Annotated in this window: 14 protein-coding genes; 6 read left to right on the forward strand and 8 right to left on the reverse strand. The window is 44.3% G+C overall.

Features of this window, described 5'->3' with window-relative positions; translation table 11 throughout:
• Positions 1 to 17 precede the first annotated feature (17 nt).
• Together R7P67_RS08200 and R7P67_RS08205 are read right to left on the reverse strand one after the other, a co-directional pair.
• Positions 18 to 923, reverse strand: a complete 906-nt coding sequence (locus R7P67_RS08200) for a lysine exporter LysO family protein (protein WP_005378011.1) — start codon at positions 921 to 923, stop codon at positions 18 to 20.
• A 146-nt stretch (positions 924 to 1,069) separates the two neighbouring features.
• The gene (locus R7P67_RS08205; RefSeq protein WP_213966543.1) at positions 1,070 to 1,990 is read right to left on the reverse strand and encodes an HDOD domain-containing protein; all 921 of its coding nucleotides are present in this window, start codon (positions 1,988 to 1,990) and stop codon (positions 1,070 to 1,072) included.
• Between the two features lie 369 nt (positions 1,991 to 2,359).
• On the opposite strand from R7P67_RS08205, the gene R7P67_RS08210 reads away from it, so the two are divergent.
• Positions 2,360 to 2,947: a TfoX/Sxy family DNA transformation protein gene (locus R7P67_RS08210; RefSeq protein ID WP_005378007.1), complete on the forward strand. Its 588-nt coding sequence runs from the start codon at positions 2,360 to 2,362 to the stop codon at positions 2,945 to 2,947.
• Positions 2,948 to 3,139: 192 nt separating this feature from the next.
• On the opposite strand, the gene R7P67_RS08215 is transcribed toward R7P67_RS08210, so the two are convergent.
• The 3 genes from R7P67_RS08215 to R7P67_RS08225 form a co-directional block, all read right to left on the reverse strand.
• On the reverse strand, positions 3,140 to 3,688 hold the full coding sequence (locus R7P67_RS08215; RefSeq protein ID WP_005378006.1) for a hypothetical protein: 549 nt from the start codon (positions 3,686 to 3,688) through the stop codon (positions 3,140 to 3,142).
• A 291-nt stretch (positions 3,689 to 3,979) separates the two neighbouring features.
• Positions 3,980 to 4,477 carry a response regulator gene (locus tag R7P67_RS08220; protein WP_005378005.1) on the reverse strand — a complete coding sequence of 166 codons (498 nt, stop codon included), beginning with the start codon at positions 4,475 to 4,477 and terminating at the stop codon, positions 3,980 to 3,982.
• Positions 4,474 to 6,414, reverse strand: a complete 1,941-nt coding sequence (locus R7P67_RS08225; protein ID WP_104975248.1) for an ATP-binding protein — start codon at positions 6,412 to 6,414, stop codon at positions 4,474 to 4,476. The genes R7P67_RS08220 and R7P67_RS08225 overlap by 4 nt, the downstream gene beginning before the upstream one ends.
• Positions 6,415 to 6,600: 186 nt before the next feature.
• Between R7P67_RS08225 and R7P67_RS08230 the strand changes: the two genes are divergently transcribed.
• From R7P67_RS08230 to R7P67_RS08240, 3 genes are all read left to right on the forward strand, one after another.
• Positions 6,601 to 7,869 carry a DUF945 family protein gene (locus tag R7P67_RS08230; RefSeq protein WP_017820837.1) on the forward strand — a complete coding sequence of 423 codons (1,269 nt, stop codon included), beginning with the start codon at positions 6,601 to 6,603 and terminating at the stop codon, positions 7,867 to 7,869.
• 137 nt (positions 7,870 to 8,006) lie between these two features.
• Positions 8,007 to 9,101: a 3-phosphoserine/phosphohydroxythreonine transaminase gene (serC, locus tag R7P67_RS08235; RefSeq protein ID WP_005378000.1), complete on the forward strand. Its 1,095-nt coding sequence runs from the start codon at positions 8,007 to 8,009 to the stop codon at positions 9,099 to 9,101.
• 83 nt (positions 9,102 to 9,184) lie between these two features.
• The gene (locus tag R7P67_RS08240) at positions 9,185 to 10,516 is read left to right on the forward strand and encodes a D-serine ammonia-lyase (protein WP_262652495.1); all 1,332 of its coding nucleotides are present in this window, start codon (positions 9,185 to 9,187) and stop codon (positions 10,514 to 10,516) included.
• Positions 10,517 to 10,613: 97 nt separating this feature from the next.
• Here R7P67_RS08240 and cydC read toward each other — a convergent pair whose 3' ends face one another.
• From cydC to trxB, 3 genes are all read right to left on the reverse strand, one after another.
• Positions 10,614 to 12,335, reverse strand: coding sequence for a heme ABC transporter ATP-binding protein/permease CydC (gene cydC, locus R7P67_RS08245; protein ID WP_085569571.1), 1,722 nt, complete (start codon positions 12,333 to 12,335; stop codon positions 10,614 to 10,616).
• On the reverse strand, positions 12,328 to 14,115 hold the full coding sequence (gene cydD, locus R7P67_RS08250) for a heme ABC transporter permease/ATP-binding protein CydD (protein ID WP_104979019.1): 1,788 nt from the start codon (positions 14,113 to 14,115) through the stop codon (positions 12,328 to 12,330). The genes cydC and cydD overlap by 8 nt, the downstream gene beginning before the upstream one ends.
• Positions 14,116 to 14,218: 103 nt before the next feature.
• Positions 14,219 to 15,178, reverse strand: a complete 960-nt coding sequence (gene trxB, locus R7P67_RS08255) for a thioredoxin-disulfide reductase (RefSeq protein ID WP_005377991.1) — start codon at positions 15,176 to 15,178, stop codon at positions 14,219 to 14,221.
• 359 nt (positions 15,179 to 15,537) lie between these two features.
• On the opposite strand from trxB, the gene R7P67_RS08260 reads away from it, so the two are divergent.
• Both R7P67_RS08260 and R7P67_RS08265 read left to right on the forward strand, forming a co-directional pair.
• The gene (locus tag R7P67_RS08260; protein ID WP_005377989.1) at positions 15,538 to 16,194 is read left to right on the forward strand and encodes a 2OG-Fe dioxygenase family protein; all 657 of its coding nucleotides are present in this window, start codon (positions 15,538 to 15,540) and stop codon (positions 16,192 to 16,194) included.
• The gene (locus tag R7P67_RS08265) at positions 16,178 to 17,413 is read left to right on the forward strand and encodes a cysteine desulfurase-like protein (protein WP_258515146.1); all 1,236 of its coding nucleotides are present in this window, start codon (positions 16,178 to 16,180) and stop codon (positions 17,411 to 17,413) included. Before R7P67_RS08260 ends, R7P67_RS08265 begins: the two co-directional genes overlap by 17 nt.
• The last annotated feature ends 49 nt before the right edge of the window (positions 17,414 to 17,462 follow it).

Consider the following 17,462-nt stretch of genomic DNA (forward strand, 5'->3'; position numbering starts at 1 on the left):
AAGCGAAAACCTGAGATCTAGCTAGCAAGTGATACAAAGAAAAGCATCATAACTGGTACCAATAAACTCAAAATAAAGCCGCTAACGATAGCAACAGGAACACAACGCACACCACCGGTGGTTTGAATAACGGGTAGGGTGAAGTCCATTGCTGTTGCACCGGCGTAACCAATTGCGGTGCACGGATAGCTACGAATAAAGAGAGGAATGGCAACCAGTGCGACTAGCTCTCTCATCAATTCAATCAAGAACGACGCGCCACCAAATACCGGACCAAAAGCGTCACCCATTAAAATACCTGCGAGTGAATACCAGCCAAAACCTGAAGCCATTGCGAGTGCTTGATAAAGAGGAAGATCCAAAAGCACCGCTGCAAGAACGCCACCAAGCATACACGTTGCGATGACCACGGCTGCAATGGCCATTCCTTGTTTATTTAATAGGATTTGACGCAGAGTAAGTCCACTATTGCGCAGCTGAATACCAATAAAAAATAGAAGTAGAAAGAGTATCCATTCGCTTGCTGTATCTACCCAACTCAAATCAATGGGTAACAGCAGGCCAACCACTAACCCGCCGCCAACGACCACGATAAGCTTAACAGACTCTAAAGCCATCGAAGATAACGGTAGCTTCTTTTGATTTTGATTGGTCTGGAGTGGGATAATTTTATCAATAATAGGCAGAGCCAACAGGTTGCAGGCACTTAGACACAAAAAAAACGTACTCGCATAGAGGAGAATACTTTGTAAGTTGCTGCTTAAATTATCGAGCGCCGCTAAGCTAAGACCCATCAACGACAAAATGACGTAAATAAGGTAGGACGTTGACTGATTGATCTTCTCCAATAACGAAGATCGAGATATAGGAATTAGATACCCCACCACAAGCGGAGCGAAAATAAATAGCATCCCTGAAAACATAAAGCTCAATGATTCCTTTTTGAGATAACATCAACACGCATAAATCAAATTATCTATCGGTTGAAATTAAAGACATTTCACCACACACAGCTCAGCCTTGAGCGAATCGTTTTATCACGGATAAGGTATTATCAGAAAGCGATAAATTACAAACCGCTAGCATTGAGTACAGCACGGATTTGATCATTGAAGTCAGTATCACTCATGTTACTAAGTTCATACAAGACTTCTGCACCAGTTACGTTGAATTCAACTTCATGTTCGTCAATGCGTTCATCGTGATTGCGGAACATCAATAAATGATGCGCAATTCTAGCGATGTCGAGATAACTCACTTCTGGTCGCGTTAACTCGTATTTTTCATTTGAGGATACTTCTCTGAAGTCGTTGTCAAACCCCCAACGCTCAAGTACCAGTTTACTTGTGGCAGAACAACGTGTTTGGAAGATCTGCAATGCAATATCTGGGTCTAAGTAATTGCCCCTATCTAAGTACAAGTGGTACTCATTAATTAGGCAAAATAACCCTATATCGGCTAATAGACCGACCAATAACGCCTTTTCTTGCTCTAGATGACCATAAGTGCCTGGCTCGTGGCTACGAAACGATTGAACCAACATCACCATGACGGCACCGAGCTCACGAGATATCGCTGCACTCTTCACCAAGATGGCATTGCATTCTTTAGTGAGATTAACTGAGTGTTTAAGTTGCTCGATCGCTTGTGCGGTAACAATATCACGTACACGAAGTATTCCGAGACGAGATACCGCTGTAGTTAAGTCGTTGCAGGTGATATTTCTGCGATTGAAAATCACAGAGTTAGCGACTCGTAAAACGACCGCTGCTAATCCGGGATCTTCCAATAAACAGGTAGCAACATCGGCAATCGTGGTGTGTTCTTCGACACATAACTGCTGAATTTTAAGCACGACATCAGGAATAGGAGGTAACGAAATCTTACCCGTGGCGATGGACTGTTCTACCAGCTGAGCAAACTCGGATTCCAGTGCGTTTATAAGCTTATCTTTATTATTTGGCAGCCAAAAAAATGATAAATGTTCCATTGTGACGCTGTACTTGAGATCTTTCGTACAGTGTACCCTTACAGCGTATTCTTTATCAATTAAATGCGTATTATGTGCCCGTAATTGCCAGCGAGATCATAATGATGGCGCGTTTTAGGCATGCTATGCGTCAAAAAAATATCACCACACGAACAATAAATGTGAAACTAATCACGTATGCAGAATTTATACTTTTTTATATGTGACCTATGTCCTAACTTATTTTTCAACGTTAAGTATGATTAAGCAAGTTGGTGAGCACAACTCACAAAAATATCGCCAACAAATCGACATTTATAATTCGCTATAAGCTGCTGTTTATCTGGTGACATCGCTAATCGGGGTAATTTATTCAGATTAAAGAGGTCAATGGACATGACAGACCAAGCTTTTTTTAAATATGTACGCACCTTCAGTGAGTACCAAAAACGTTCTATGTTCGGTGGTATTGGTTTATTCACCGATGATGCTATGTTTGCGCTTGTCAGCAATGATTGCTGCTACTTACGTGGTGGTAATGGGCTAGATGAAGTGTTTACTCAACTGAGCTGTGAGAAGTATAAGCACGTCAAAAAACAGACGACGGCAACCGTAAATTATTATGATGTAACCGATTTATTCGAATCCGGATATGTAGGGCTTGATGAACTGGTACAGAAATCAATTGAATACTCAATTAAGGAACGGAAATATCAAAAGTCCTCTGCCAGTAGACGCTTAAGAGACTTACCCAACATGCAACTAACCCTTGAACGTATGGTCAAGAAAGCCGGTGTTGATGACGTAGAAACCTTTTTAGAACTTGGACCTGTAAAAGTCTTCAACAAAGTTAAAACGGCTTACGGTAATGATGTTGATGTAAAGCTACTGTGGAAATTTGCTGGTGCAACTGATGGCGTACATTGGAAACTGATCCAAGAGCCGCGTAAAAAACAGTTATTGGCACTGTGTGACTAAGCGAAGCTGATCGCACAATGATTGACTCGTTTCGATGGAGTTAGCGGGTCGTAAAGGCAAGTGTGAAAAGCGGAAAAAGGACGTTGAAGTTTTTTACCACTTCATTGAGTTAGTCATTAAATTAGACAAAAAACCGAGGCAGAGACCTCGGTTTTTGTTTTTTTAATTTGCTCTTTTCTTACAGCACAAATCTTAAAACTTAAAACGCGTAGTAAACATTACCTGATCACCGTAAAAATCGTTGATACGTGCTTCAGCACCCAAAGAGAAAAGCTCTGTTGAGTGGAATCGAGCGTAGGCAGAGCCAGTCCAATCGTCATCGTTATCGATAGAAACGTAGCCGACTTTGCCGCCTACTTCTAATTGAGGGCCCAACCATTGGCGAACACCTAAGTTCAGCTCCATACCAACATCTGTGCTGCTCTCGTTCGAAGGTTGCACAACGCGCATTAGCATTTCACCAGTAAGATCTGCCCAGTTGTTTAGCGGAGAATGGAAGCCAAAGCCTGCAGCTGAGTCAAAATCACTTTCAAACTCAGAGTCAATACGAGCAATAACATGCGCGTTCGGGTGAATTGATTTGCTGAATCCAGCACCAAATGTCACAGGACTTGCGCCAATACGTGCTTCGAAATAGTCGTAGCTAAAGTTGCTCATAGTTGCTGGCGCATTGCGATCGTTTGCAGCTAGGGCATGGCTTGATGCCACTAGTAAGGCAGCGGCTAATAGTGTTTTACGCATAACTAACGATAAACCTTGTTCATTATTTCCATGGATTCAAGCAACCACTTGAACCGTAATCTGATTTGTCCGACATCATAATAAAAAGGAAGGTCGACGACCAACAAAAATGTGTCGATGTTTTGTCAATTAACTTAATAGTTCCTTGGTTTAAGCAAAAACTACGCCATATACGTAGTGTCCGAGAATTTCACTCGGACAAGTAACGATGTTTTTCTAACCTCATTCGACTATGCGAGGTTAGGTGGTGCAATGAGCATCGTTGAGTTCAAGTTAGAACCAAACACTTTATTACTCGCCAAAGCTTGCTCTTCTTTCTGCCATGGCGTTGAGGATTGCCTCAGAATCAAGGATTTGAGTCCAGGATAGCAGGTTATCATCATTCTCAATCACAAACGCGGTAAGCTGAGACACGATTGCTTTTCTCAATGCTTCGCCTTTCCAAGGTTTGGCAATGTAATAATCGAGACTCGCGTTATTTACGGCTTCTACGGTGTCTTCCAAACCAGCTTGTCCTGTGAGTAAAACTTTGCGCGCTGCTTTTGTGTCACCATTTTGACTGAGTTCGATTAAGAAGCTGATCCCAGTTTGTTCCGGCATAATGTGGTCACATAAAATGAGCGCAAGCTGAACTTCTTCTTCCGCCATCTCCTCAATCACCTGCCGAGCTTCAGTCACCGATTCCGCTCCTTCGACGACAAAGTTCTCCTCGAAGGGAGCAAGATCTTGGAGCACGCTATCCAAGACTTCTCGTTCGTCATCGACACATAAAATTAGATACTTGGTCATGTTTCATCTCCTTTTTCGATGACTGGTAACCAGACGGTCATTCGTGTGAACTGGCCGATCTCTGATTCGACGTCAATCCACCCTCTGTGTGCGGTTACGATTTGCTGGCAGATGGACAGCCCGATGCCTAAGCCAAAGTTACCTTCTTTTTTTGTGGTGAAGTTCAGCTCGAAAATGGCGTCTCTTTGCGACTCAGGAATGCCACATCCATTATCTTCAAATGAGATAACGGCATAATGTGTATGCTCTTTTTCTACAAGGCGTGTTTGTATGTTTAACACACCTTTCTCAGGAAATGCGTCAATGGCGTTAGAGACCAAGTTCGTCCACACCTGTTGGAGTGCGATCGGTTGACAAAGGATGGAAGGCAAGTTTGCATAGTCGGTTGAAACTTGGTGCATTTTTAATTTGTTCTCGAAAATCACCAAGGTGTCTTCAATACCTTCATGAATATCAGCATAGTGCAGGGTTTCATCATCTGACCGAGCATATCCTTTCAGGCTTTTTACCATATCAGCAATTCGTGCTGCACAGACATTAATTGAGCGAAGTGTAGAACCTGCTTTGTGGTATTGCTCAAGTGTATTGAGGGCATGATAAGACGCTTGCTGCTTTCTCGTTAGTTGGGTAAGTAGCTCTTGATCGGACTCTAATCCAAGGCTCACCACTTTTTTTGCCAATGCTCGGTCTGGAAGAGTATGGCTAAGCGCTTTTACGCGTGATCTGAGCTCAGCGGTTGAAGCGGGTTTTGAGGTTTGCGCTTTGCTCAGTAATTCAATGCCTTTGCTTTGTATATCGGAACTGGGCGCATCGTTAAGTAATCGTTCTAGCGTATGCGTTAAATTCTCTACGCCCCTTAATATCGCGGCTACTGGATTGTTTAGTTCGTGTGCCACTCCCGCAACCAATTGGCCAAGCATCGCCATTTTTTCTCTTTCAATGAGCTGCTGGTGGGCTGATTCTAAAGATTCGAGCGTTTTTTGAAGTTGCAGTTTGGTGTTGATGCTTCTTTGCAATCGGCGGTTGAAGTGGCGTAAGAGCAAGTTTGTAAAAAGAGGCAGTAAGTTTGAGTCGCTTTGCATCACTTTATTGAATACGTTGCGATCGAGTTTGATAACTTCTGTTTTGGTTAGTGTCAGAGCTGTCGAGAAAGAACATTCCCCAGTAACAAACGACATGCCTCCGACAATATTCCCTTTGTTATGGCGTACAACCTCTCGCTGCATGCCTTGCTCATCGCGCTTGTACAGAGCCACTTCACCTTCGGTGATAAACCACAAAAAGCTATTTGGCTCGCCTTCCACGGTTAACAAGTGTTCAGGTGAGTATGTACGGCACGCTCTTGTTTCGTCATTATCTTTGAAAAATTGTTGGAGAGCGGAGATCACTTGCTCGGCTAACTCGGCATCAGACATCGAGTGGTAGTCGTGTAAGAATCCGGCTTGATAATGGCTCATCTGGTTATTGATGTGCGCTCGCAACAAGCTGTGATGATCCAATATCTGACTGTAACTTAGCAGGTCTTCTTTGCCATTTCGCAAGATAAATTGGGTCAGCTCTTTTTGCACTGTGTTAAATAAGACGTGATCTGGCAAAGGTTTAGTGAGGCAGTGGTCGAGCCTGCCCTCATTAACGGCAGTGAGAATTGCCTCTATATCAGACGAGCAGCTAATAAGAATTTTTCTTGCTTGCTCGGTATGTGGCATCCGGTCTAAACCAATAAGAAAATCCACGCCGTTAAAATGAGCGTGATGGCTCGCTATAACTAAAGCAACAGTCTGTTCTCTTTCTTCTAGATACTCTAAAGCGCTTTGAGCCTCTTCTATCGATTCGACAGAAAAAATATCAAACTTACTTGAGAAGGCAGACAGCTCCAATCGAAACTGTTCAGCACTGATTGGGTTGTTGTCGAGACACAACACAGCATAACGATTCACAGATGTTTTAGCTCCGGTTAAAACTTCGCCACGCAAACTTTAACAATAAAAGGACATGATGAGTGGGAGCCAAGTATGATTCCTGATTAATGGACTAGAATAAGCATCAATAGTCTGATTTGTCTCAATGTTTTCTCCGCAGGTGGTTTGGGGTAGACTGACCGAAAATATCTAATAAGTGACGTTATGCAAAATCTTAAAAAAATCGGCGCCATTGGTGGTGCTATCTCATTAGCACTGTGTTGGCCATTGGCTGTCGGACAAATTGGTCAGTCCATCATTGAAGATGGTATTACCAATATGAATGATGAAATGATTAAAGGCGAAGTGGTCGAGTATCAGCGTGGCTATTTGTCTTCAGTCGTGCTGACTCGTTATTCAGTTGTTGATCCTGAGCTTAAAACGCAGCTAGAGCGTGATGGTATGCCAACGACGTTTGACGTAACCAGTGATGTTAGCCACGGTCTAACAAGCCTAACAGCTGATTCAAAATTGGTGGACAATGACTTTTTGCCTCTCACGATGCATAGCCAAACTCAACTAAATGGCAATACAGCATTTATCCTCGACCTAGACAGTTGGCATTATCGTAACGAAGCGCAAGGTGTTTCTGTTTCTACAAGCCCTGCAAAAGTAACAGGTGATGTGACGGTATTGGGTGATCTCAATTACCAAGTTTCCGTTCCTTCTGTTCAAGTGGATTTTGAAAACGGTGAAGAGCTTCATCTGAATGCATTGACAGGGCAAGGTAAAGGAAAGCAAGCAAAAGGCTACTGGTTAGGCGAGCAATCTTTCTCTCTAGAGAAGCTAGATGTGGTTGATGCGAACTTAACGCCTGTCTTTTTGATTGAAAATGCGAGCTACCGTGGTAACACTACGATGAGTGAGTCTGGTGATAAGCTGAACAGTCAATTAAACCTAGATGCTAAGAAACTACGTTTAACTGATGGGACGGATGTCGATAACTTTAAGTTGGATTTCTCAATTGCAGATGTGGATAGCCAGTCTTTTGATCAAATTATGTCTATCTATCAAAGCTCTCCTATGATAGATGAGCAGGAAATTGCGAATTTATTGCCGCATGTCGATACGCTGTTTAGCAAAGGTTTTGATTTATCCGTGAACGAGCTTTCACTCGCGTTCGGTGACGGCAAGTTCCACAATGAGTGGCAACTATCCATCCCTGAAGGTACTGAGCATATTACTCAAGATCCAATGAAGTTGGTGACGGCCACTACTGGTGAACTTAGCACTTACTTCTCCGATGAATTAGTAACGCATTACCCATTTATTCAAGAAGGGATTGATGAGCTCCTTATTATGGAGTTGATCGAAAAAGTAGAGGGCGGTTATCAATTAAAAGCAGAAATTGGTGAAGGCAAATTGAAGTTCGAAAATGGGCATGAGTTCCCATTGGTGGCTCTACTTATGCCTGCTTTGATGCAACAACAGTAATTCGTGTTGTTGCGAATTTGTTCCAATTCAACGCTTAGTCTTTAAAAAGAGGTCGTAAGACCTCTTTTCTTGTTTTTATCACTGCGAAAACGTGATATTAATTTCGTAATATTTACATAGCAGGAGCAATGAGCATCATGGAACAAAATACGGACAACGTATTTAACTTCAGTGCAGGGCCAGCAGGTCTGCCTAAAGCAGTTATGCAGCAAGCACAACAGGAACTAATCGATTGGCAAGGCCTTGGTACTTCGGTCATGGAAATCAGCCACCGAAGCAAAGAGTTCATCAAAGTTGCAGAAGAAGCCGAGCAGGATTTACGTGATCTTCTGAATATTCCGGACAACTATAAAGTGCTGTTCTGCCAAGGTGGTGCTCGTGCTCAGTTTGCTGCTGTTCCTCTAAACTTACTTGGTGATGCCGATACGGCAACTTACATCGATGGTGGTTATTGGGCTGAAAGCGCGGTAGCTGAAGCGAAAAAATACTGCGAACCAGACGTGTTTGATGCAAAAACAGAAATCAACGGGAAAGTCGCGGTTCTACCTGCAAGTGAATGGAAAATTGCTCCAGAAGCGGCTTACGTTCACTTCTGTCCAAATGAGACCATTGATGGTATTGAGATTAACGATCTTCCTATCACCGACAAACCGATTGTTGCTGACATGTCTTCGACAATTCTTTCTCGTGAAATTGATGTGTCGAAATACGGTGTGATTTACGCGGGCGCTCAGAAAAATATTGGTCCTTCCGGCATTGCTATTGCTATCGTGCGCGATGATTTATTAGGTATGGCGAAGCAGGTACTACCAAGTATTTTGGATTACACTGTTTTGGCAGAAAAAGAATCAATGTTCAACACGCCACCAACCTTTGCATGGTACCTGTCTGGTCTTGTTTTCAAATGGCTGAAGGCACAGGGCGGAGTAAAAGCGATTGAGCAAGTGAACCGCGCTAAAGCCGCGCTACTGTATGATTACATCGATCAGTCTGATTTCTACCGTAATGGCGTGCACTCAGCGAACCGTTCTTTGATGAACGTTCCATTTCAACTTGCTAAGCCTGAACTGGATGCAACCTTCCTTGAGTTAGCAGACTCTAAAGGGCTGAAAGCGCTAAAAGGTCACCGAGCAGTTGGTGGTATGCGAGCATCCATTTATAACGCAATGCCGCTAGAAGGTGTTCAAGCGTTAGTAGACTTCATGCAAGAGTTTGAGAAAAACTACGCGTAAGCTCAAACTGATAGTTGTTCTCCAAAGCGTCGCTATTGCGGCGCTTTTGTTTATTTCAACTCACATCATTCCAGAAAGGTAAAATGACCAAGGCAAATATTGAAGTGCTGACTAAGCAGTTCCCACTCTTGGCTGCACTTATTGATCTTGAAGAGGTTTGTTGGTTCAACCCCCATATCACTTCCTTGGAGGAAGGTTTACCTCATGTCGGGTTAGATGAAAAAGATATTCAAGCGGCGAGTGAACGGCTAGCACGATTTGCGCCTTATTTGATGAAAGCGTTTCCCGAAACGGAAACGTCGCGTGGCATTATTGAGTCCCCAGTGGTGGATATTCCCAATATGAAAGTGCGTTTGGAGCAGCAATACGACACGCCAATATTGGGCCGTTTAATGCTCAAAAAAGACAGTCATTTGCCAATTTCTGGTTCGATCAAAGCGAGAGGTGGTATTTATGAAGTGCTCACTCATGCAGAAAAGTTGGCGTTTGAAGCCGGCTTGCTCTATGAACGCGATGATTACAGCAAATTGTTCAGCAATGAGTTTCGGCAGTTTTTTAAGCCGTACAGTATTGCGGTTGGCTCAACCGGCAATCTTGGTATGTCCATCGGCATCATGAGTGCGAAGCTGGGTTTTTCAGTTTCAGTCCACATGTCTGCGGATGCGCGGGAATGGAAGAAAAATAAGCTCCGGTCACATGGTGTTAATGTCGTAGAGCACCAGGAAGATTATGGTATTGCTGTCGCGCAAGGTCGTAAAGAGGCAGAAAAAGATCCCAGCTGTTTCTTTATCGATGATGAAAACTCACGGACGCTGTTTCTAGGTTACTCTGTTGCGGGTGAGCGTCTTAAGCAGCAATTTGATGACTTGGGAATCGTGGTTGATGAGCATCATCCATTGTTTGTTTATCTTCCTTGTGGTGTTGGCGGTGGACCTGGTGGGGTGGCATTTGGCTTGAAGGTAGCATTTGGCGAGCATGTTCACTGTATTTTCGCAGAGCCAACGCACTCACCGTGCATGCTGTTGGGCGTGCATACAGGCTTGCATGACGATATTTCGGTGCAAGATTTGGGTATCGATAACATTACCGCCGCTGATGGTTTGGCAGTAGGTCGTGCCTCGGGATTTGTCGGAAGAGCGATGGAAAGGCTACTTGATGGTTTTTACACCATTGATGACGCTCGTATGTATCACCACTTGGGTGAGTTAAGTGAACTGGAAGGTATTAATCTAGAGCCTTCTGCATTAGCCGGTATGATTGGGGCAGTGCACGTCTCGAATAACCATGCTTATCAGTCTCGAATGAAATTTGACGAAGAAAAACTCAAAAACGCAACACATCTTGTTTGGGCAACAGGTGGGGGCATGGTTCCGGAAGATGAAATGGCGGCTTATCTCAAAAAATCTGGTCGGTAAATCAGCACTGTATACGTGCTTAATTAGGTAACTAATAATACAGGAATAACAAAAGGGCTCATCGTTTGATGAGCCCTTCTCGTCACTGAAAATCGAATTATAGAGATTGTAATAGCTGGTAGTAACGACCTTTTTGAGCGAGTAGCGTTGGATGGTCGCCTTGTTCGATGATCTCACCTTGTTCCATCAAACAGATGCTATCCATACTTTCTAGCTCTATCAGTCGGTGTGTAATGAATACTACTGTCTTATTAGCAAAGTGTTCATTGAAAAGCGCCATCACTTTTTGTTCCGTACGCTTATCGAGGCCTTCAGTCGGTTCATCTAAGAGTAGGATTGGGGCATCACGTAGCAATGCTCGAGCAATACCGATTCGACGTTTCTCACCACCAGATAACTGACGACCGCCGTCGCCTAACCAAGCGTCTAACCCCGGCTCTTCAAGAAGTCCGCCAAGTTCGACTTTTTGTAAAATAGTAGACAGTTGCTCATCACTTGCATCCGGAGCGGCCATGAGTAAGTTGTCACGTAGTGTCCCGTTTAGTACATCTACGCGTTGACTGACCACAGTCATTGCTGCTCGCAGGTCCGACTCGCTCCAATCTTGCAGTTTTGTACCACCGATTCGAACTTCACCTTGGTTAACATCCCAGTAGCGGCAAAGAAGCTGAATCAGTGTTGATTTACCTGAACCTGTTTGACCTACAATTGCAGTTTTAGTGCCCAACGGTAGTGAGAGTGACAAGTCTTTCAGCACCTTTTGCTGACCGTCAGGGTAAGTAAAATCTATGTTGTCGAATTCAATGTCTAACGTTGTGTCTTTATGTTTCGACTGCTCAGGGAAGACAACGTCAGGTTCAGCCAAAATTACTTCATTTAAACGACGAGCAGAAGTCAACGTTTGACCGAGATACTGGAATGCGCCCGCGATAGGCATCAGAATCTCAAAGCTCGCCATGGTTGCAAACGCAAACAGCGCAATCCAAGGATCAGGAGCACGACCACCTACGCCGTCTGCAGCAAACCAAAGCATCACAACCAGTGTAATGCCGTTCACCAGCATAAGCAGGCCTGAAGCCATGCCCGTTAAATTCGCGTTCACAAACTGGTTAGACAGCAACTGCTTCTGCTTCTCTAGAATGAGATTACGATAACGTTCTTCTGCTCCAAAGATACTCAGTTCGCTGTAGCCTTGAAGCCAGTCCAGTGTCGCCACTCGCAATTGCGCTTTATGATGAGTGAGATTCTCGCCATTGTTTTTACCCAGTTTATAGAACAGCACCGGCCATACAAACAACATGACGGTAAGAATCGAACCAAGCAGTAAGGCGAGATGCCAATCAAAGAACGCCAGGACAGCCGTTAAACTCAATATGCCAAAAATACCAATCACGACAGGGCTGATAAGTCGAAGGTAAACGTGATCCATCGCATCTACGTCCGCTACTAGGCGGTTGAGCAGATCGGCATCACGCATCGTAGAAACACGACCCGGAATCAGTGGTGCAAGTTTCTTAAAGAAGAAGATACGTAGATCGGTAAGCAGCTTGAACGTTGCATTGTGGCTAACGACACGTTCTCCCCATCGACCTGCGGTTCGAGCCATTGCAGCGCCGCGTACCCCGGCACCTGGTAACATGTAGTTGAAGGTCTCACGAGCAACCGTCAAGCCTGCCACCGCTGCGGCTGAAATAAACCAACCTGATAGCGTTAATAAGCCAATAGATGCCGCTAAGGTCAGAAATGCCAGTAGCATACCTAGCGAAAGACCAAACCAGTGTTTCTTATAGAGTTTTAGATAAGGGAGTAAATCACGCATCTAAGTTCCCCTTGTCTGTTTCACGTTGTGCGAGGTTCGCTTCCAACATGTCTTTAAATAAGCCATCTTCTGTCGACAGTGTGGCGTAATCACCACGTTGAACAATCTGGCCGTCCTGCATAACAAGAATTTGCGATACGTTTTGTAAAGGCGCAAGTTGGTGAGTAATCATCAAATTTGTTGTGGCATGCGCATACTTGTTAATGCCTTCCATCACGAGTTTTTCACTGCGAGCATCTAAGCTTGCGGTTGGTTCATCTAATAACCAAAAACGACCATTTTGTAGCATGGCGCGAGCCAGTGCTAAACGCTGCGCTTGGCCGACAGATAAACCACCAGAACGATCAGATATCGGATAATCCAACCCATGCATTTCAACAAATTCAGCAGCGTGAGAGTCATTCAACACAGAATGTACGTCTGCATCCTGAATATTGTGCTTACCTAGTGTGATGTTATCTCGAATGCTACCGTGTAATAGCATCGGGTTTTGACCAATCCAGCTTACTGCCTCTCGCCATGTGGCTAGATCCAGTTGCGACAATTCACAACCATTAATCTTCAAGCTACCTTGATAAGGCATGAAACCGAGGATGGTGTTTACCAAGCTTGTTTTACCTGCGCCACTTGGTCCAACTAAAGCCGTACTTTTGTTGGCTTCAAGAGAGAAGGATAGGGGACCTGCGAGCTGCTTACCTTCCGGACTAAAAATGGTTAACTGGTTCGCTTCAATATGGATAGGGCTGTTTTTATCTAACGCTTGGGTACCATCTTTGATTTGATCGACTTCCAAATCCAGAAACTCGACAATGCTTTCTGCTGCGCCAACCGCTTGCTGTTTCGCATGATAGAACGTGCCCAAATCACGTAATGGCTGATAAAACTCTGGCGCAAGAATCAGAATGAACAAACCAGCAAAGAGCGTAACACCTGTGCCGTAGTAGCCGAAGTCCAGCTCCCCGATATAACTAAAGCCAAAGTAGACAGCGGTAATTGCGATAGAAATGGAAGTGAAAAACTCTAACACCGCAGAAGACAGAAACGCGATTTTCAGAACGTCCATGGTACGAGTACGAAAGACTTCTGAAGCACCCTTTAGCGTCTCAGTTTCAGATTTTGTTCTATCGAATAAGCGAATGGTTGTCATTGCTTGCAAGCGGTCATAAAAGTGACCCGACAAACGCTGCATCGCTTTAAAGTTTTTACGGTTTGCTTCTGCGGCTTTCATCCCAACCAGTGCCATGAAAATAGGCACCAGTGGTGCAGTGACCAGGAAGATCAAGCCTGCTGCCCAGTTTACTGGGAATACGACAACCAAAATGATGAAAGGCACTAGTACCGATAATGACATTTGAGGCAAGTAGCGTGAGAAGAAATCTTGCATATCTTCTACCTGCTCTAAGATGAGCGTTGCCCAACTGCCAGCAGGTTTGCCTTTGATGTAAGCTGGCCCAAGTTTATGAACTTTATCTAAAATGAGTTGGCGAATATAAACTCGAATTTGCTCCCCGCAACGGTAACCGGCAAGCTCTCGACCCCAGGTACAAGCAGCTCGACCGATAACCGTGCCACCGAGCCCAACAAAATGCCAAATGAGGTCGGCTTTGTCGACTTGGTCAATGATTAACTGGTGCAGAATGGAGGCGAGCAGGGCTGCTTGAGCCAATAAAAACACGCTTGAAAGTACGCCTAGGCCTATCGCAATCATAAGCCAGCGCTTGGCTAACTTACTTTGTTGCTTCAGCCACTTATTCAAGCTGCTTTGCTTTTTCTTATCCATCGTGAAGGCTTAATGATAATTGTTTTAATGAGGCGGTAGTATACAAAAGAAAACCCAGCGGGAATACCGCTGGGCTTTAAGGATATGACACAAATGTGAAAAGTTATTTGTCACCAAGTGAGTCTAAGAAACGTTCAGCATCTAATGCAGCCATACAACCTGTACCTGCAGAGGTGATCGCTTGACGGTAGTTGTGGTCCATTACGTCGCCAGCTGCAAATACACCTTCGATACTAGTTTGTGTTGCGTTGCCTTCAAGACCTGATTGAACGATGATGTAGCCATCTTTCATGTCTACTTGGCCTTCAAAGATTTGTGTGTTTGGCTGGTGGCCAATTGCGATGAATGCACCCATTACATCGATATCTTCTGTCGCACCGCTGTTCACGTCTTTAATGCGGACGCCCGTTACGCCCATATCGTCACCCAGTACTTCATCGAGAGTACGATCGGTATGAAGAACGATATTACCGCTTTCAACTTTATCCATCAGACGTTTCACAAGGATCTTCTCTGCGCGGAATGAATCGCGACGGTGGATCAGGTGAACTTCTGACGCAATGTTAGATAGGTATAGCGCTTCTTCAACAGCCGTGTTACCACCGCCCACAACTGCAACTTTCTGATTACGGTAGAAGAAACCGTCACAGGTTGCACAAGCAGAAACGCCGCGACCTTTAAATGCTTCTTCAGACTCAAGGCCAAGGTATTTTGCTGATGCGCCGGTAGATATGATTAAGGCATCACAAGTGTACTCACCTGAGTCGCCTTTTAAACGAAATGGGCGTTGTGATAGCTCTACTTCATTGATGTGATCAAATACGATTTCAGTTTCGAAACGCTCGGCGTGTTCTTTCATGCGATCCATCAATGCTGGACCTGTCAGTCCCTCAGCATCGCCTGGCCAGTTTTCAACTTCAGTTGTGGTGGTTAGCTGACCACCTTGTTGCATTCCCGTCACAAGCACAGGGTTTAAGTTTGCACGCGCTGCGTAGACGGCAGCTGTGTATCCTGCAGGACCAGAACCAAGAATTAATAATTTACAGTGTTTTACGTCGCTCATTATGGCTCCAAAAAGGGCGTAACATTTCCCTCGATTGTATGGAAATTCTTAGTGCTTTAAAAGCATAAACAACGATTGTGATCGAATAATTGGTTATAGATTAGAACCCACTAAATATTGATAGAGAACGTTGACTTCTAGCATAAAATTCTATTCGTAGTAGAGAAGTCTAGTTTCAAATATTGCCAAAGCGTAAAACTGAAACATGGCTCTGTTTTTGTGGCTTTATTTGGTTTGTTATGTCGTTTTTGTCATTTTGTTGAAGCTATCAACGTTAAAAGCTGGCAATTGCAGAATATTTGCGTAACCTAGTGTGTAAATTAAATGTTAATTAATGTGCCTCATTAAAGGAGCAAATGATGTTACATTCACGTGAGAATACTCTACATTTAACACAGCTCAGCATGGCAGCAATTGAGCAGCTTTCCCCATCGTTTGAAGAACTGCCTCGTACCGAACATGCAGATGGTCAGTATCGACTACGACGTTATTCTGTGGTTGGTTTTGATAACGGCAAAGTCATCGACTTAAATAAAAATAGCTTTGTTCAATCCTCTGATATCAACCGATTTCAAGGTGATGTAGTAAGACAATTCGAGCCAATTGAGAAGGATATTCTTACCAGCGATGGCTTTCGAGAAATGTGTGAATTGTTTGTCAATGCGAATCATCTGCCAAACGGTCAAGAAATAGAAATTCACCAAATCCGTATCAGGGCACTGGAAGAAGAAACCCAAGTAGCACCTGAAGGTGTGCACCAAGACGGTTTTGATCACATTGCAATGGTTGGTGTGGGACGCCATAACATCATCGGTGGCGACATCATGCTGTACAGCAGCCATAACCAAGCCCCATTTTTCCGTAAAGTGCTAGAAACCGGAGAGGTCGCAATCTTGGCTGATAGCAAGCTGTGGCATAACGCGTGCCCAATCCGCTCTGTTATTGATGACGAAGCGGGCCATATGGATGTATTTGTACTCACGGCTACGGATAAGCGTAATGAACTTCAATCTTAATCAGATCAGAGAGCAATTTCCGGCGTTGGCTCAATACCACAACGACAAGCCCGTGACGTTTTTTGATGGTCCAGGTGGCTCACAAGTGCCTCAATCAGTACTAGACAGCATGGTAGGGTATTTAGGTCGTTTCAACGCTAACTTAGGCGGGCATTATTTTTCTAGCCAAGTGACCGTTGACGTAATGCAAAATGCGCGTGAGTCGGCTCAGGCTCTACTTAATGCACCTTCATCTGGCAATATTGTCTTCGGTGCCAATATGACCTCGCTAACCTTTCAGCTTAGTCGCGCGATTAGTCGAGATTGGCAAGCAGGAGATGAGATCATTGTTTCCGCTTTGGATCACTATTCAAATGTATCCAGCTGGCAGCAAGCGGCAGAAGATAAAGGCGTTACGGTTCATCAAGTTCGTATCAACGAAGAAGATTGTACGCTGGATATGGAGCATTTAAGCCGCCTTCTTTCTGATAAAACTCGCCTTGTCGCTGTGACTTATGCATCGAACACGACGGGCTCTATTGTGGATGTACAGCAAGTAGTCAGCATGGCGCGCAATGTTGGGGCACAAGTTTATGTGGATGCCGTCCATTATGCGCCTCATCATTTGGTTGATGTTCAAGCGTTAGGTTGTGACTTTTTAGCTTGCTCAGCTTACAAGTTTTTCGGACCGCACGTTGGTATTGCTTACATAGCCGATCAGTGGCTCCACAGTATTCGCCCTTACAAAGTCGAGCCTGCCACTAATATAGGCCCTGGTCGATTTGAAACAGGAACGCAAAGTTTTGAAGGTCTTGCTGGTGTCGTTTCTGCGGTTGAGTATCTGGCTCAATTTGGTGAAGTCGGTTTACCTCTTCGCCAACGATTGGAGCAAAGCTACCAACTGTATGAACAACATGAGCAGCGCTTGAGTGAGCGTTTCTTGCAGCGTTTGAATGCATTAGATGGTGTCAATCTATTCGGTATCGCAAAGGAAGATAGCCAACTCCGCACGCCAACTTTTGCGCTAACGTTTGACCGATATTCTCCAGAGTTCATCGCGAAAACACTGGGTGAACATAACATTTGTGTATGGAATGGTCACTTTTATGCGTTGGGCTTAGTTCGTCAACTTGGTTTAGAAGAATCGGGTGGTGTAGTGCGAATTGGTTGTATGCATTACAACACAATAGAAGAAGTCGATATGTTATTCGATGTGCTAGAAAGCATCCTTGACGCATAACTAACGATTTCTTCCTAATAGAAAAACAAAAGCTCGAGTCAAACTCGAG

The organism is Vibrio sp. Vb0937 (assembly GCF_033338855.1).

Bases quoted from the DNA above. Each gene is read 5' to 3' on its own strand.
- R7P67_RS08200 (WP_005378011.1), bottom strand. From the start codon at position 923: ATGTTTTCAGGGATGCTATTTATTTTCGCTCCGCTTGTGGTGGGGTAT.
- R7P67_RS08205 (WP_213966543.1), bottom strand. From the start codon at position 1,990: ATGGAACATTTATCATTTTTTTGGCTGCCAAATAATAAAGATAAGCTT.
- R7P67_RS08210 (WP_005378007.1), top strand. From the start codon at position 2,360: ATGGACATGACAGACCAAGCTTTTTTTAAATATGTACGCACCTTCAGT.
- R7P67_RS08215 (WP_005378006.1), bottom strand. From the start codon at position 3,688: ATGCGTAAAACACTATTAGCCGCTGCCTTACTAGTGGCATCAAGCCAT.
- R7P67_RS08220 (WP_005378005.1), bottom strand. From the start codon at position 4,477: ATGACCAAGTATCTAATTTTATGTGTCGATGACGAACGAGAAGTCTTG.
- R7P67_RS08230 (WP_017820837.1), top strand. From the start codon at position 6,601: ATGCAAAATCTTAAAAAAATCGGCGCCATTGGTGGTGCTATCTCATTA.
- serC (WP_005378000.1), top strand. From the start codon at position 8,007: ATGGAACAAAATACGGACAACGTATTTAACTTCAGTGCAGGGCCAGCA.
- R7P67_RS08240 (WP_262652495.1), top strand. From the start codon at position 9,185: ATGACCAAGGCAAATATTGAAGTGCTGACTAAGCAGTTCCCACTCTTG.
- cydC (WP_085569571.1), bottom strand. From the start codon at position 12,335: ATGCGTGATTTACTCCCTTATCTAAAACTCTATAAGAAACACTGGTTT.
- cydD (WP_104979019.1), bottom strand. From the start codon at position 14,115: ATGGATAAGAAAAAGCAAAGCAGCTTGAATAAGTGGCTGAAGCAACAA.
- trxB (WP_005377991.1), bottom strand. From the start codon at position 15,178: ATGAGCGACGTAAAACACTGTAAATTATTAATTCTTGGTTCTGGTCCT.
- R7P67_RS08260 (WP_005377989.1), top strand. From the start codon at position 15,538: ATGTTACATTCACGTGAGAATACTCTACATTTAACACAGCTCAGCATG.
- R7P67_RS08265 (WP_258515146.1), top strand. From the start codon at position 16,178: ATGAACTTCAATCTTAATCAGATCAGAGAGCAATTTCCGGCGTTGGCT.